This is a genomic window from Pseudomonas sp. AC083 (genome assembly GCF_979253165.1).
Window position 1 is genome coordinate 341,107 of the sequence record NZ_CEEDDH010000004.1, and the last position, 15,433, is coordinate 356,539.

13 protein-coding genes are annotated in these 15,433 nt (G+C 61.1%); 3 read left to right on the top strand and 10 right to left on the bottom strand.

Annotation, left to right across the window (positions count from 1 at the left end; genetic code table 11):
• Nucleotides 1-12 precede the first annotated feature (12 nt).
• The 6 genes from AC0IXA_RS10225 to AC0IXA_RS10250 form a co-directional block, all read right to left on the bottom strand.
• Nucleotides 13-1,539 (bottom strand): SulP family inorganic anion transporter, encoded by a 1,527-nt coding sequence (locus AC0IXA_RS10225; protein WP_071173969.1) that lies wholly within the window; start codon nucleotides 1,537-1,539, stop codon nucleotides 13-15.
• A gap of 90 nt (nucleotides 1,540-1,629) precedes the next feature.
• Nucleotides 1,630-2,358: a carbonic anhydrase gene (locus AC0IXA_RS10230; RefSeq protein WP_016772323.1), complete on the bottom strand. Its 729-nt coding sequence runs from the start codon at nucleotides 2,356-2,358 to the stop codon at nucleotides 1,630-1,632.
• A 237-nt stretch (nucleotides 2,359-2,595) separates the two neighbouring features.
• On the bottom strand, nucleotides 2,596-3,654 hold the full coding sequence (locus tag AC0IXA_RS10235; protein WP_471812885.1) for a PA0069 family radical SAM protein: 1,059 nt from the start codon (nucleotides 3,652-3,654) through the stop codon (nucleotides 2,596-2,598).
• Between the two features lie 74 nt (nucleotides 3,655-3,728).
• Nucleotides 3,729-5,030, bottom strand: coding sequence for a c-type cytochrome (locus AC0IXA_RS10240; RefSeq protein WP_471812887.1), 1,302 nt, complete (start codon nucleotides 5,028-5,030; stop codon nucleotides 3,729-3,731).
• A gap of 12 nt (nucleotides 5,031-5,042) precedes the next feature.
• On the bottom strand, nucleotides 5,043-6,827 hold the full coding sequence (locus tag AC0IXA_RS10245) for a GMC family oxidoreductase (protein ID WP_471812889.1): 1,785 nt from the start codon (nucleotides 6,825-6,827) through the stop codon (nucleotides 5,043-5,045).
• Between the two features lie 2 nt (nucleotides 6,828-6,829).
• Nucleotides 6,830-7,576, bottom strand: a complete 747-nt coding sequence (locus AC0IXA_RS10250) for a gluconate 2-dehydrogenase subunit 3 family protein (protein WP_471812891.1) — start codon at nucleotides 7,574-7,576, stop codon at nucleotides 6,830-6,832.
• A gap of 280 nt (nucleotides 7,577-7,856) precedes the next feature.
• Here AC0IXA_RS10250 and AC0IXA_RS10255 point away from each other — a divergent pair, with 280 nt between their 5' ends.
• Nucleotides 7,857-8,504, top strand: coding sequence for a phosphatase domain-containing protein (locus tag AC0IXA_RS10255; RefSeq protein WP_471812893.1), 648 nt, complete (start codon nucleotides 7,857-7,859; stop codon nucleotides 8,502-8,504).
• Between the two features lie 5 nt (nucleotides 8,505-8,509).
• Here the strand turns inward: AC0IXA_RS10255 and AC0IXA_RS10260 are convergent, their stop codons facing one another.
• From AC0IXA_RS10260 to prlC, 3 genes are all read right to left on the bottom strand, one after another.
• Nucleotides 8,510-10,534 carry a M3 family metallopeptidase gene (locus AC0IXA_RS10260; protein WP_471812895.1) on the bottom strand — a complete coding sequence of 675 codons (2,025 nt, stop codon included), beginning with the start codon at nucleotides 10,532-10,534 and terminating at the stop codon, nucleotides 8,510-8,512.
• Between the two features lie 113 nt (nucleotides 10,535-10,647).
• Entirely contained in the window at nucleotides 10,648-10,938 is a 291-nt protein-coding gene (locus AC0IXA_RS10265) for a YheV family putative zinc ribbon protein (RefSeq protein ID WP_016772316.1), read from the bottom strand.
• Nucleotides 10,935-12,986 (bottom strand): oligopeptidase A, encoded by a 2,052-nt coding sequence (prlC, locus tag AC0IXA_RS10270; RefSeq protein WP_095182345.1) that lies wholly within the window; start codon nucleotides 12,984-12,986, stop codon nucleotides 10,935-10,937. Before prlC ends, AC0IXA_RS10265 begins: the two co-directional genes overlap by 4 nt.
• A gap of 89 nt (nucleotides 12,987-13,075) precedes the next feature.
• On the opposite strand from prlC, the gene AC0IXA_RS10275 reads away from it, so the two are divergent.
• Both AC0IXA_RS10275 and AC0IXA_RS10280 read left to right on the top strand, forming a co-directional pair.
• Nucleotides 13,076-13,621 carry a gamma carbonic anhydrase family protein gene (locus tag AC0IXA_RS10275; RefSeq protein WP_471812898.1) on the top strand — a complete coding sequence of 182 codons (546 nt, stop codon included), beginning with the start codon at nucleotides 13,076-13,078 and terminating at the stop codon, nucleotides 13,619-13,621.
• Nucleotides 13,622-13,649: 28 nt separating this feature from the next.
• Complete coding sequence (locus AC0IXA_RS10280; protein ID WP_016772313.1) at nucleotides 13,650-14,300, top strand: HAD family hydrolase; 651 nt, start codon at nucleotides 13,650-13,652, stop codon at nucleotides 14,298-14,300.
• 39 nt (nucleotides 14,301-14,339) lie between these two features.
• On the opposite strand, the gene AC0IXA_RS10285 is transcribed toward AC0IXA_RS10280, so the two are convergent.
• Complete coding sequence (locus AC0IXA_RS10285; RefSeq protein ID WP_471812900.1) at nucleotides 14,340-15,431, bottom strand: aminopeptidase; 1,092 nt, start codon at nucleotides 15,429-15,431, stop codon at nucleotides 14,340-14,342.
• Nucleotides 15,432-15,433 lie beyond the last annotated feature (2 nt).

A 15,433-nucleotide genomic window follows, 5' to 3' on the forward strand; every position in this document is an offset into this window, starting at 1 on the left:
TGAGGTCGACTTCTAACCCGCCGCACCAATCCCGGTATTGGTCCGCACCCGGCCTTCCAGCCTGCGCTTCAACCCGCGCGATTCGATCAACAGCTTCGACCCCTTCGCCGCATTCGCCCGGCCCCATTCCTCAAGCAACTCGAGACACGAATGGTCGATGTAGCTCAGGTTGTTCAGCGGCACGTGCACCGTCGTGCCGTGGGGAATGCTGCCCAGCACCTGGGTCAGCGCCGGTACTTTGAGGAACGTCGCCGCACCGACCAGACGCAATTCCATCTCGCCGTCCTGCGGCAGGTCGATCAGGCTGATCTTCAAGCGCGAAGCCTTGAATGCCAGTTTCAACATGGTCAGGCCGAAACCGATCAGCACACCGGTGAGCAGGTCAGTAAAAATGATCGCCAGCGCCGTCGCGGCGTAGGTGAACATCGGCATCCGCCCGTACCGACCCAGACCACGGAAAGCTTTCAGGTCGACCAGTTTGAAGCCGGTATACACCAGCACCCCCGCCAGACTCGCCACCGGAATGCTTTGCAGCACGCTCGACAGCAACAGCACGAATGCCAGCAGCCACAGGCCATGGAAAATCGTCGAGTAGCGTGTGGTCGCACCAGCCTGAACGTTGGCCGAACTGCGCACGATCACCCCGGTCATCGGCAGCGCGCCGACCAGACCGCAGAGCATGTTGCCGACACCTTGCGCCGACAGTTCACGGTCGAAGTCCGAACGCACGCCGCTGTGCATGCGATCCACCGCCGCAGCGGATAGCAGGGTTTCGGCACTGGCGATAAACGCCACGGCGAACGCGGCGATCAGCAGCGTCGGGTCGGCCAGGCTCATCAGGTCGGCCGGCTTGAGCCAATCGATCGCTTCGGCCAGATTCGCCGGTACCTCGACGCGTTTGACCTGCAACGCCAGCATCAGGCTCGCCACCGTCGCCAGACCCACCCCGAGCAATGCGCCGGGAATGAAGCGCAGCGAATGCGGGCGGAATTTTTCCCACAGCCACATCACCGCAATCGTCGACAAGCCGAGCAGACCCGCCTGCCAGCCGAACGACGGCAAGGCTTGCGCTACGGCCGCCGGGAACGCCGTGAGGTTGTCCAGCCCGGAAGGCTGCGGCTTGGCATCGAGCATCACATGAATTTGCGAGAGCACAATCAACACGCCAATGCCCGCGAGCATGCCGTAGACCACCGCTGGCGCCGTGACGCGAAACCAGCAGCCGAGCTTCAGCCGCCCGGCGACCAGTTGCAGAAATCCGGCGAGCAGCAGGATCGGCCCGAGCATCTCGACGCCATGCTGGCGCACCAGCTCGAAAACCAGCACCGCCAGACCCGCCGCCGGACCGCTGACCTGCAACGGCGAGCCCGCCAGCCAACCGACCACCAGACCTCCGATGATGCCGGTGATCAGACCCTTGGCCGGCGGCAGCCCTGAGGCAATCGCGATGCCCATGCACAGTGGCAGGGCGACCAGAAACACAACCACGGAGGCGAGCAGCTCCCGTGGCAACACAGCTTTCAATTGAGCCGCACGCATGGCGATTCTCCCGAAGTTTTCTTCAGGCGTGGCGAGGCCGGGCCGCTGAATCAGCGGCCGGCGTCATACCACACAGATTGTTGGGAAGATTTAGAAGCGCGCTTTGGGCGTCGCCACAGGAATCGGATGGCTGCCGTCGAGAGGCAGGAAACGACCCTGGTCCGCGTCGTAAGCTTTGATTTCGCTGGTTTCGATGTTGTAGACCCAGCCATGGATGAACAGATGACCGTTCGCCATGCGCGAGGCTACCGAAGGATGGGTACGCAAGTGCTGCAGTTGGGCGATGACGTTTTCCTCGGTGAGGATCGGCATGCTGTCTTTTTCGTCGGTGCAGTTGCAGTTGTCGTGCACCATGGTTTTCGCGACTTCAGCATGGCGCAGCCAGGCTTTGACCGTCGGCATTTTTTCCAGGCTGTCGGGGTTGAGTACCGCGCGCATGGCGCCGCAATCGGAGTGGCCGCAAATGATGATGTGCTGCACGCCCAGCGCCAGTACCGCGTATTCGATCGCGGTGGAGACGCCGCCGTTCATCTGACCGTAGGGCGGCACCACGTTGCCGACGTTACGGGTGACGAACAGATCGCCCGGCGAGCTTTGGGTGATCAGCTCGGGAACGATGCGCGAGTCGGCGCAGGTGATGAACATCGCCTTGGGCGCCTGAGCGGTGGCGAGCTTCTTGAACAGTTCTTCCTGCTGCGGAAAAACGTCATGGTGAAAGCGTAAAAAGCCATCAACGATCTGTCGCAGTGCTGCATCGGCGGATTGTGCTTCAGGGCTTTGCGCCGAGGCAGCCAACGACTGTTTATCCTTGTCACTCATGATTCATCCTCTTGTGCGGATTCAGGGAGTCTTCCCCGGTATTCCGGTATGAAGCCAGTGGCTGTTTAAACCATCCGGGTCATCCCGACCCGTCAGTCACTCGATGAACAAGGTAGCCGCCGAAACTTAACTGAAACTGAATCAAACGCTCTAGAACGTGTGTTCCAGGTCACAAAAAACGTGACCGGCGTGTTTCGGCGGAAGGATTCCAACCCGTCAACCCAAAGCCAATTGTCGCTAAATCAACGACATCTGGCGACCCGGCGGACAGAAGGCCGAGCAGTCGAGGTTATAGCCCTCGCGTTTGTTCAGGCCAAGCTTTTTGATGGCCTTGGCAAATCTTTGTGCGAGCAGGTCGGCAAACGGCCCTTCACCGCGCATCCGCGCGCCGAATCGACTGTCGTAGAGTTCACCGCCGCGACTCTGGCGGATCAGGCTGAGCACATGGGCGGCACGTTGCGGATAGTGCGCCTGCAACCACTCCTCGAACAGCGGCGCCACTTCCAGCGGCAGGCGCAACATCATGTAGGCGGCGCTTTGCGCACCGGCAGCATGGGCCTCGGTGAGCAGGCTTTCGATTTCGCGGTCATTGATCATCGGAATCATCGGCGAACATAGCACGCCGACCGGAATGCCTGCTTCACGCATGACCCGAATTGCGCGCAGGCGTGCCTTGGGCGCAGCGGCGCGCGGTTCGAGGATGCGTTTGAGTTCATCATCCAGCGTGGTCAGGCTGATCATCACCGTTACCAGCCGTTGCTGCGCCAGCTCCGTGAGCAAATCGAGATCGCGCAGAATCAGCGAACCTTTGGTGACGATGGTCACCGGGTGGCGATAGCGCAGCAGCACTTCCAGGGTCTGACGGGTGATTTTGTATTCGCGCTCGATGGGCTGATACGGGTCGGTGTTGGAACCAAGATTGATCGGCGCACATTGATAGCCGGGTTTGCTCAGTTGTTCCTCGAGGACCTGGGCGGCATTGGTCTTGGCTATCAGCCGGGTTTCGAAATCCAGGCCCGGCGACATGTCCCAGTAGGCGTGGCTGGGCCGTGCATAGCAATAGATGCAGCCGTGTTCGCAGCCGCGATAGGGATTTACCGAACGGTCGAAGGGCAGATCCGGCGAGGTGTTGCGGCTGATGATCGATTTGGCCTTCTCGATAATCACTTCGGTGTTTTGCGTCTCTGGCACTTCCTGATACCAGCCATCGTCCTCGGCCACCGAACGAATCGGCGCAAAGCGGTTGTGCGGGTTGGTTGCGGTGCCGCGACCGCGAGGTGGCAATGGAGTAGACATGAAAACGCCCCGATACTGTATATGCGCACAGTATCGGGGCGATCCTCATCTGGCTAGTGCCGTCGGGCGAGTGGTCAGTTGTGTTGCGTCACTTGGCCCAGATCGTCACCGGAGGTCTGCTTCATATCCTCCGTACGCAACTCGGCAACATCGGCAGCTTTCACCGGCGCACCCTTGTTGCCCCAGCTGCCACGAATGAAACTCACCACATCCGCGACTTCCTGATCCGACAGGCGCCAGGCGAAACCGGGCATGGTGAAGGTCGATGGCGCGGTGTGTGTTGCCGGCAAAGTCCCGCCCTTGAGCACGATATGAATCAGCGAGGTCGGGTCATCCGTCTGCAGCACCGGATTGCCCGCCAGCGCCGGGAACACCCGGGTGTAGCCATGACCATCGGTACGGTGGCAGGCCGCGCAGTTATCGATGTACACCGACGCGCCGCGTTGGCTGTCGTCACCGTTCCATAGCGCTTTGGCCACTTTCTCGTCGTACTGATGCGGCTGATCCGCCGGTTCATTGGCCGGCAGTGATTTGAGATAGCGGGCAATCGCGGTGAGGTCGGCGTCGCTCATGTACTGCATGCTGTGGGTGACCACATCGCTCATGCCGCCGAACACTGCGCTGCGATCACTGCGCCCGGTCTTGAGGAACTGCACCAGTTGTTCTTCGCTCCAGCTGCCGAGGCCATCCTTGTGATCGCCGCGCAGGCTCTTGGCGATCCAGCCTTCCAGCGGCGCACTGCCGGCGAGGAATTCGCTGCCGTCCGCCGCGCTCAGGGATTTTTCCTGCATGGTCAGCGCACGCGGGGTGTGACAGGCGCCGCAGTGGCCGAGGCCTTCGACCAGGTATGCGCCACGATCGATCACCGGATCGGCCGACGTGGCCTGATAATCCTCGACCTTCGGCGCGAACAGCCAGCGCCAGCCCATCAACGGCCAGCGCATGCTCAACGGCCACGGAATGTCGCTGGCCTTGTTCTCCTGCGCCACCGGTTCGACGCCGTGCATGAAATACGCATACAGCGCTTGCATATCGGCCTGGTTGACCCGCGCGTAGGACGGATAAGGCATTGCCGGGTACAACGTGCTGCCGTTTTTGGCCACACCGTGGCGCACGGCCTGGTCGAAGTCCTCGAAGCTGTAATCGCCCAGGCCGGTTTTATCCGGGGTGATGTTGGTCGAGTAGATCGTGCCGATTGGCGTCTCCATCGGCAGGCCGCCGGCGAACGGCTTGCCGCCCTTGGCGGTGTGACAGGCCACGCAGTCACCGGCGCGGGCGAGGTATTCACCTTGCTTGATCAGATTTTGATCAACATCGGCCGCATAAATTGCAGTGCTGCCGAGCAGGGCGAGGGTGGCGATAACGAAAGTTTTCATGGTCATCGCTCCTTAAGCCTGCACCAGCGGGCCGGGGTTTTTCAGGTATTGCTCGCGGATCGCTTTTGCCGACCAGTAGGTCAGCGCCGCCACCAGTCCGGTCGGGTTGTAGCCCAGGCCCTGCGGGAACGCCGAGGCGCCCGGGACGAACACGTTGTGCACGTCCCAGCTCTGCAAATAGCGGTTCAGCGCGCTGGTCTTCGGATCGGTACCCATGATTGCGCCACCGTTGAGGTGGGTGGTCTGGTACGAGGCGGTGTTGAAGTGGTCGCCGACCTGCTTGCCGATCACCGCAATGGCTTTCGGGCCCATGGCTTGGGCGATCTTGCCCATTTTCTCGACCATGAAGCGGTTCATCTTGATGTCGTTTTCCTGCCAGTCGAAGGTCATGCGCAGCAGCGGCAGGCCGTAGGCATCGCGGTACACCGGATCGAGATCGAGGTAGTTGCCACGGTAGGACTGGTGCGCGCCGTGGGCGTCCATCGACACCTGGTGGGTGTAGTAATCGGCGGTGGCGCGTTTCCACGCGCTGCCCCAGGCCGGCGTGCCCGGCGGGTTCGAGGTGCCGGCAATCGGTCGACTGCCAGCCTGGTTGACCCACATCGGCGAGCCACCGACAAAGCCGTGCGGGCCGTGATCGAAGTTATCGGCGTTGAAATCGTCCACCGCCACGCCGTTGCCGCCAGCGCCGATGAAGTTGTTGGTGTGGGTGTCCTTGTCGAAGAAGGCCTTGATGGTCGCCATATTCTGGTAGGCGAAGTTACGCCCGACCACGCCTTCGCCGCTGATCGCGTCGTAGGGTTTGCCGATCCCGGAGAGCAGCATCAGACGCACGTTGTGCAGCTGGAACGCGCCGAGGATCACCAGGTCCGCCGGCTGCTCGATCTCGCGGCCCTGGCCGTCAATGTAGGTGACGCCGGTGGCTTTCGACTTACTGCTGTCGAGATTGACCCGCAGCACATGGGAGTTGGGCCGCAGTTCGAAATTCGGCAGGGGCTTGAGCGCCGGCAGAATGTTCACGTTCGGCGAGGCCTTGGAATACATGTAGCAGACGTAGCCGCTGCAGAATCCGCAAAAGTTGCACGGCCCCATTTGTGCGCCGTAGGGATTGGTGTACGGCCCAGAGGTATTTGCCGAAGGCAGGTTGTAGGGTTTGTAGCCCACCTCTGTAGCCGCTTTACCAAACAGCTGTGCGGATACGGTGTTCTTCTGCGCTTCAAGCGGGAACGGGTTGGAACGGTCCGGCGCGTAGGGGTTGCCGCCCTTGCCCTGACCGACCAATTGGCCTTTCACGGTCCAGGCCTGGCCGGAGGTGCCGAAGACTTTTTCCGCGAAGTCGAAAAACGGTTCCAGCTCTTCATAGCTGACGCCGAAATCCTGAATGGTCATGTCTTTGGGGATGAAGCTTTTGCCGTAGCGTTCTTCGTAGTGGCTGCGCATGCGCAACTCGATCGGGTCGACACGAAAGTGCACGCCCGACCAATGCAGTCCGGCGCCACCGACGCCATTCCCCGGCAGGAACGCGCCCAACTGGCGGTTGGGCAGGGCGATATCATTGACGCTGTGGCGAATGGTCACCGTCTCTTTGGAGATGTCCTGAAAGAGCTTTTTCCGCACGCTGTAGGTGAGTTCGTCGATCACCTGCGGATAGTTGCCGTCGGGGTAGGTGTCCTGCATCGGCCCGCGCTCCAGCGCCAGCACGTTCAGACCCGCTTCGGTCAGCTCTTTGGCCATGATGGCGCCTGTCCAGCCGAAACCGACGATGACTGCATCAACCTTCTTCAATACCGTTGCCATGCTTACGCCCTCTCGCCGCGAATCGACACTGCCGGGAAGGGGTATTGCTCGTTGCGTTCCACCCAATCCATGAAATCGGCGCGGGCGCCGGGGAAACCGATCATGGTCCAGCCGACCATGCCTTTATTGCCACCGTGGATCGGGTCGCAGAAGAAACCTTCCTTGGTGTTTTGCAGCAGCAGATTGAAGAAAATCTTCGCCGGCACCGCATCGAACTGCGGCTTGCCGGCTTCGAGTTGCTTGAGCAAATCGTCTCGGGTAGCGCTGTCTTGCTCGGCAAATGTTTTACCGCTCAGACCTTTTACCCACTGATCCGTGGCGGCGATGCCGAGGCGATAGATGTCTTTAGGCACCAGTTTGCTCTGCCAGCCCATCTCCGGCGCAGCGTCGGCATTGAACGGGCCTTGCATGTACCACAGGGCACCGGCGGCGTACGGGGTGTTCATCTGGCGGTCGATGTATTCCGGCACGCCGGCTTCAAGCGCGCCCGGGCCTTGCGCGTCGTTGGGGATCAACTGGGCGACGGCGGCATTGATGAATGCCCATTCTTCAGCGGTGAAAAAGCTCGGCTGATACTCACCGGCGCCAGCAGCGGCCGGTTTTGCTGCGACCGGCGCCGGTGTGCTTTCAGGTGCGGCTTGCAGCACGCTGCTGCCCAGGCCGGTACCGGCAAGCGTGACCACCGGAATCAGGGTCAGGGATTTGCGCAAGAACTCACGCCGCGGGTTGTCTCGATCTTGATCAGACATGGGGGGCACCTCATCAGGCATAGAAGTCAGCCGCTTCTGCGAGCAGCTCGAGGAATTTTGCGTCGCGATGACGAGGGTCTGTCCCGAAAAAGGGCGCTACGTCTGCAACATCATGTGACAAATGGTAGCAGGCTAAGCATCAAGAAAAACCGTTTGCACGGAAAAAAGCCCGGCGAAGCGACGATTCACGTTTCTTTGACGACCGGCTCACGGCGCGTTGACCGCTCAAAAGCGAAGCTGCAATTCGTCCCATGAAGATTGCCGAAACGGTCAGCCCAGCATGTCTCGAGTGCGCTTTTTCCCCGCGTTATGTTTTTCGCTTGTTGCCCTGTTGCATGGCATTGCCGCCCGGGCGGCCGACGCCACGCCATCTCGCCCGTCCGAGTGGGCGCAACCGGTCGAGGCGCAGTTCAACCTGTTCCGCATGTCACCGACGCTGTATCGCAGCGCCTTGCCCAGCCGCAGCGCGGTGCCGCTGTTGAACGATCTGCATGTCGTCACCGTAATCAACTTCCTGCCTGATGCTGATAGCGACTGGCTCTTCGCGTCGGGCATCAAGCAAGTGCAGCTGCCGTATCGCACCAACCACGTCGACGACAGCGATGTGCTCAAGGCTCTGCGCGCGATTCAGTCCGCCGAAGCCGACGGCCCGGTGCTCATGCACTGCAAGCACGGCTCTGACCGCACCGGTCTGATGGCGGCGATGTACCGCGTGGTGGTGCAGGGCTGGAGCAAAGAGCAGGCGCTCAAGGAGATGACCGAGGGCGGTTTTGGTGACAGTCAGCATTTCCACGACAGCGTGCGTTACGTGATGCAGGCCGATGTCGATCGGTTGCACGAAGCCCTGATCAATGGCGAATGCAGCACCAGTGCATTCGCCATGTGTTCGATGAAGAACTGGTTCGACTCGGCGCACGTACAGCGTTGATCAGCTCAATCGGCTGGCGCAGGAAACAGTGCGCTGTCGATCGGTTTTCCGAGAAAGGCTTGCAGTGCGGCGGGCAGTGCCTGCCTGTCACCCGAGAGCAGGTGTTCGCGCATGTCCCGGCCCGTCTGTTCGTTGAACAGGCCTTCACGTTCGAAGCGTTTGAATGCCTCGCTCGCGAGCACACCCGACCATTTGTAGGCGTACAGCGAAGCCTCGTAACCGGTGACCAGATAATCGCAGCTGTTGGCGAAGCGGCAGTAGGCTGGAATATGCAGGCCCGGGAATTCGCTTTGCACATCCGCCATCACTTGCTGAACAGTGCGACCGTCGCCGTGACTGCGATGCAGTTCGAAGTCGAACAGCGCGCTCAGCAGCAGCATCGCCGTCTCTCGGCTGCGCTGGATGTCGGTGGTGGAAAACGCGGCGTCGGCCTGCGTTTCCGACAGGCGCTCACCGCTCTGATGATGCGTACCCAGCCAGCGCAGGAATTGCCCGGATAGCGCCCATTTCTCGAACAGCTGCCCGACAAACTCGGCAGCGTCGCGGCTCAGATGCGAAATGCCGGACAGGTTGTAGTGCGGCGAACGTGTCAGCACGTGATGCAGGCAATGGCCGAATTCGTGCAGCAGCACGCGCAGATCCTGATGTGCCAGCAGATTCAGCCCGTCGGCGGCGGCCGTGTAATTGCATTGAAGCGAGGCTATCGGCATTGATGGCCGGCCTTCCGCATTGATCCGTCGGTTGCGCAGTACACCTGTCCAGGCGTAGTCGGCGCCAGCGGCGCGGTGGAACGGGTCGATGTAGATGAAGCCGACCGCTTGCTCATGCTCGCTGACTTCGAACAGGCGCACGTTTTCGTTGAAAGTCTCCAGGCGAATATTTTCGCTGATCCTGATGCCGAACATGTGCTCACTGAAGCGGCACAGGCTCTGCAGTATGGCGTCCAGCGGAAAAAACAGGCGCAGGTCCTGCTCCTCGCCGTCCAATTGCTTCAGGCGCAATTGCTCGGCGAGGAAGTCGTGATCCCACGCTTCTATCTGATCAATACCGTACTGGCGTGCAGAGGCTTGCAGGTCATCGGTTTCGCGCGCAAGCGCCGCTGCATTGAGGGCGATCTGCTGCTGCAGAAAACGGCGGACCTGGTCAGTATCCACGGCCATGCGGTCGAGCAGTCGCAGCTGAGCGAAGTTGTCGAAACCCAACAGCCGGGCTTTGGCATGACGCGCCGCCAGCAGCTTGTGCAGCACCGGTCCGTTGTCGAAGCGGCCGGCGTATGGCCCCTGATCCGAAGCGCGGGTGCACCAGGCTTTGAAACACTCTTCACGTAAACCGCGGTGCCGCGCCCGCTTCATGACCTGATCGTAAGTGTTCTGATCGAGTGTCAGCCGCCACCCGGACAGGCCGGCATTTTTGGCATTGGCGGCCAGATGCGCCTGCGTTTCGGCCGGCAGTCCCGCCAACAGCGCTGCATCGTCGATGTCCTTGCTCCATGCAGCGTTGACCGATCTGAGATTGCTCATGTAGCGCTTTTCCAGCAGATCGATTTCGCCGTTCAATCGCGTCAGATCCTTGCGCTGCGCACTCGACAATTCGCTGCCGGCCAAGTGAAACCTGCGCAGGATTTTCGCCAGCGAGGCTTTGCGTGCATCACTGAAGTTGGCGGCTATGGAGCTCTGTGCCAATCGTTGATAAACCTGGAGCAACTGTCGATTGCCGGCCTTCGCAGCCTTGTGATGCTGTGCAGCGTGGGTGCTGAGCGCTTCCTGCGCCAACCACTGGGGATCATCGGCATGCCTGACCGAGAGGAATTCGATAATCGCCATGGTTTCATTCAGGCGTGCATCGGCTTCATCAATGGCAATGACCACGTCGTCCCAGTTGGGATGATCAACCTGAGTGGCGATGACGTTTTCGATGATCAGCAGGTTGTCGGCAACGATGCGCTCGACTGCCGGCAGCAGATGTTCGGCGCGTATCGCCGACCAGGGCGGCAACTGCCATTGTTGCAGGAGTGGGTTGGTGTCAGGCATGGCGTCTTCCGTGAGTGAGGGCTGGATTGACCAGCCTAATCACGAAGCGCGGGGGCGAGGTGGTAGATAGTTACCGCCACCTGACGACGATCATCGGCAGGTGGCGGTAGTTGTCACTGTTGCTCGTCGGGCTTTTTCTTCAACTTGGGGTTGGGGAAGAACTGCACGGCCTGGACCTTTTTGTCGGCGGCAGGCTTCAGCGCACTGGTATTGACCCGCGTGCCCAGTTCTTTGGGCACCGACAGGCCCTGCTCGTTGAGGGTGTCGGAGTAGCCGCAAGCCACGCATTCGCGGTGCGGCACGCCGTCTTCGTTCCACATCATCAACTTGTCCGGCTCGCTGCACGCCGGGCAGACCGCCCCGGCGATAAAGCGCTTCTTGGTGATCACAGGGCCGTCGCTCATGCTGCCGCGTCCTCACTCAGGCCGCTGTGGCGAAGCAGCGCATCGATCGACGGCTCACGGCCACGGAAGTCGACGAACAGCACCATCGGTGCCTGCGAGCCGCCGCGCGCCAGAATCGCCTCGCGGAACGCCCGACCGGTTTCAGCGTTAAGCACGCCGTCTTCCTCGAATTTCGAAAAGGCATCGGCGGACAGCACTTCAGCCCACTTGTAGCTGTAGTAACCCGCTGCGTAACCGCCGGCGAAAATGTGCGCAAAGCTGTTGGGGAAGCGGTTGTAAGCCGGTGGACGCATCACCGACACTTCGTCACGCACGCCCTCGAGCACTTGCGCCACGCTGCGGCCATCGCCGTGGGTGGCGTGCAGTTCGAAGTCGAACAGCGAAAATTCCAGCTGACGCACCATCATCAGCCCGGACTGGAAATTCTTCGCCGCGAGCATTTTTTCCAGCAGGTCCTGCGGCAGTGGCTCGCCGGTCTCGTAGTGGCCGGAGATCAGCGCCAGGCCTTCCGGCTCCCAGCACCAGTTTTCCATGAACTGGCTCGGCAGCTCGACCGCGTCCCAGGCCACGCCGTTGATGCCGGATACGCCAGCGTGTTCGACGCGGGTCAGCAGGTGATGCAGGCCGTGGCCGAACTCGTGGAACAGGGTGGTCACTTCATCGTGGGTCAGCAGCGCAGGCTTGCCGCTGTCGGCCGGGGTGAAGTTGCATACCAGATTGGCGACTGGGCTTTGCAGCACACCGTCGACGGTGCGACGACGGTCGCGGGCGCCATCCATCCATGCGCCGCCACGCTTGTTGGCGCGGGCATACAAGTCGAAAAAGAAGCGGCCGACGTGCTGACCGTTTTCCTTGATCTCGAACAGGCGGACGTCCGGATGCCAGGTGTCGAAGCCTTTCTGCTCGGCGATCTCGATGCCGTACAAACGCTGGACGATGGCGAACAGGCCGCTGAGGACTTTGTCGATCGGGAAGTAGGCTCGCAGGGTTTCCTGGGCGACGCTGTAACGCTGCTCGCGAAGTTTTTCACCGTAGAAACCGCTGTCCCAGCTTTGCAGATCGGCGCAGCCCTGTTCGGCGGCGTAAGCGCGCAGCTGTTGCAGATCCTGCGCGGCGAACGGCTTGCTGCGTTGGGCCAGATCGCGCAGGAAGCTCAGCACCTGATCGCTGGATTCGGCCATTTTCGTCGCCAGGCTCAGCTCGGCGAAACTGGCGAAACCCAGCAGTCGGGCCAGTTCCTGACGCAGGTCGAGGATCTCTTCCATCACCGGGCCGTTGTCGTTCTGCCCGGCATTCGGGCCTTGGTCCGAGGCGCGGGTGCAGTAGGCGGCGTAGACTTCTTCGCGTAGCGCTCGGTCTTGCGCGTAGGTCATCACCGCGTAATAGCTGGGGAATTCCAGGGTGATCAGCCAGCCGTCGAGGCCTTTGGCCTGGGCTGCGGCAGCCATCTGTGCCTTGGCCGAATCGGTCAGACCGGCGAGGGCGGCTTCGTCGGTGATGTGCTTGGTCCACGCCTGGGTGGCGTCGAGTAGTTGGTTGGAGAAGCGGCTGCCGAGCTCGGACAGTTTGCTCTGCACTTCGGCGTAACGTTTCTGCTCGGCTTCCGGCAGATCGATACCCGACAGACGGAAATCGCGCAGGGCGTGTTCCAGAATGGTCTTTTGCGCGACGTCGAAACTGGCAGCTTCCGGACTGTTGGCCAACGCTTCATACGCCTGGAACAGTTCGCGGTTCTGGCCCATCTCGGTGGAGTAGGCGCTCAGGGCCGGCAGGCACGACTCGTAAGCTTCACGCAGTTCGGCGCTGTTGCACACGGCGTTAAGATGGCTGACCGGGCTCCACGCCGCACCGAGGCGATCGTTGAGTTCGTCCATCGCCAGCACCAGACCGGCCCAGGTCGGGTTCTTGCCCTGGGTCTTGAGGATTTCGGCGATGGCGGCGCGGTTGTCCGCGAGGATGGTTTCGATGGCGGGCAGGACGTGTTCGGCACGGATCGTGGAGAACGGCGGCAGGTCGTAGGACTGCAAAAGAGGGTTGTTCACGCTCACGGTTGGCACCTTGGCTGGAAGAAACATGCGCCCATCTTAATTACAATCGACACTCACCGCAGCTATCGGCGACAGAGAGAGAACTAATCGTGTCCCTTCGCAAATACCAGAATCACACCCCCCGCCTGAGCAACGGCGCATTCGTCGACGGTTCGGCGGTGGTGATCGGCGACGTCGAAATTGGCACAGACAGCTCGGTCTGGCCGCTGACGGTGATCCGTGGCGACATGCACCGCATCCGCATCGGTGCGCGCACCAGCGTGCAGGATGGCTGCGTGCTGCACATCACCCACGCCGGCCCATTCAACCCGGACGGTTTTCCATTGCTGATCGGCGATGACGTGACCATCGCCCACAAGGTCATGCTGCACGGCTGCACCGTTGGCAGCCGCGTATTGATCGGCATGGGCAGCATCGTCATGGACGGCGCCGTGGTCGAGGACGATGTGATCATCGGCGCCGGCAGCCTGGTGCCGCCGGGCAAGCGCCTGCAGAGCGGCTTCCTGTATGTCGGCAGCCCGGTCAAGCAAGTGCGCCCGCTGACCGATAAGGAAAACGCCTTCTTTACGTACAGCGCGGCGAACTACGTCAAGCTCAAGGACCTGCATCTGGCCGAATGCTACGACCAGCTCTGAATTGCCCTACACCAGCTCAGGAACTCTCATGCATTACCAGACCGTACTGTTCGACCTCGATGGCACCCTGACCGACCCGCGTGAGGGCATCACCCGCTCAATTCAATTTGCCTTGGCCAATCTCGGCATCGACGAACCGGACCTGAGCAAACTGGAACACTTCATCGGCCCGCCGCTGCTGCAAGCGTTCATGCAGTTCTACGACTTCGACGAGGCCAGGGCCTGGGAAGCGGTGAATTTCTATCGCGAGCGCTTCAAGGTCACCGGCCTCTATGAGAATCGGGTGTTCGACGGGGTCACGCCGTTGCTGGAGACCTTGAGCGGGCAGGGGCGGCAGTTGTACATCGCCACCTCCAAACCGTGGGTGTTCGCCCGCGAGATCGCCCGGCACTTCGACTTCGCCCGCCACTTCAAGGTGATCTACGGCAGCGAGCTGGACGGCACGCGGACCAACAAGGTTGAGTTGATTGCGCACTTGCTTGAGGAAGAACGCCTGGACCCGGCGCAGACCCTGATGATCGGCGATCGCAAGCACGACCTGATCGGCGCGCGCAGCAATGGCCTGGATGCGGCGGCGGTGGGCTATGGGTTCGGCAGTTTTGAAGAACTGAATGCCGAGGCGCCGGCTTATCACTTTGAAACCTTGGACGAGTTGCATCAGGCGTTTTTGCAGCGCTGAGCAGATGGTTATCGCCGGCAAGCCAGCGATGAGGCCCGTTCAGCCGCTGGAGGACTCAGGAACTGCCAAGGCCCTCAAAGCCGCCTTGCGCTCATCAACCGGCAACCGTCCCAACCGCTCGACCTCGGCATAAAACCTCAGCCAATCCCCATCTACTTGCCTGAACACCGCCGCAAACGCCGGCACCCACTGGTCATACAGCCCGAACGGCAACAACCGCGCGTTGTTCAGTGGCGCATTGACCCAGGCGTCATAGCGCTTATCCCCGGCCCACTGACTGTCGCGCATGACCCGATACTCCCGGCGCAAGCGCTCGAATTCAGCTGCTTTGCGCTCACGCATCTGCTCAACCGACAGCGGCTGCGCATACAGCGTCTCCAGTCGTGAGCGCGTGTCGAGTACCAGACCGATGAACTGGTCACGCTGCTTGAGCCTGGCATCCGACTCCGCCGGCAGCCCGCGAAATGCGCGCCACTGCCGCGTGCCTTCCTGCTCGACAAACGTCGCGAATGACTCGTTGAACTCAGTGTCGTCCTTCACATAGAAACGCTGATGCGCCAGTTCATGAAAGATCAGTGTGGCCAGACGCTCATCGCCCCAGCCCATCATCGAGTTGAGGATCGGGTCATTGAACCAACCGAGCGTCGAGTACGCCTCGACCCCGCCGATCGACACGTCCATGCCCTGCAGACGTTGAAGCGCCGCTTCGCCACGGGCCGCGCTCTGGCTGTAGTAGCCGCGATAGGCCACGCAGCCGGCAATCGGGAAGCAGTGATTCTGTGGCGTCAGGGAAAACTCTGCGGTGGCGAACACGTTCCACACCACGAATGGGCGACCGATGTCGGCGTACAGCCGATAGCTCCGGTTGTCCGGCAGGTGCAGATGCTCACTGGCGAACGAGCGGGCCTTTTGCGATTGGGTCAGATGCGCGCGCAATCTGGCGTCGCGGCTTGGGTCGGCAATGACCTTCTCAACAGGCTCGCGCGCGCGCAGCAATTGCAATTGTCCGCTGGCCAACTGGCTGTAGTAGCTGACGCTGGCGCAACCGTTGAGCAACAAAAACAACACACCCGGAAACAAAATCGGAAAAACGCGATCAAGTAACCCAAGGCTGGAAAACGGCCTGATCAAAA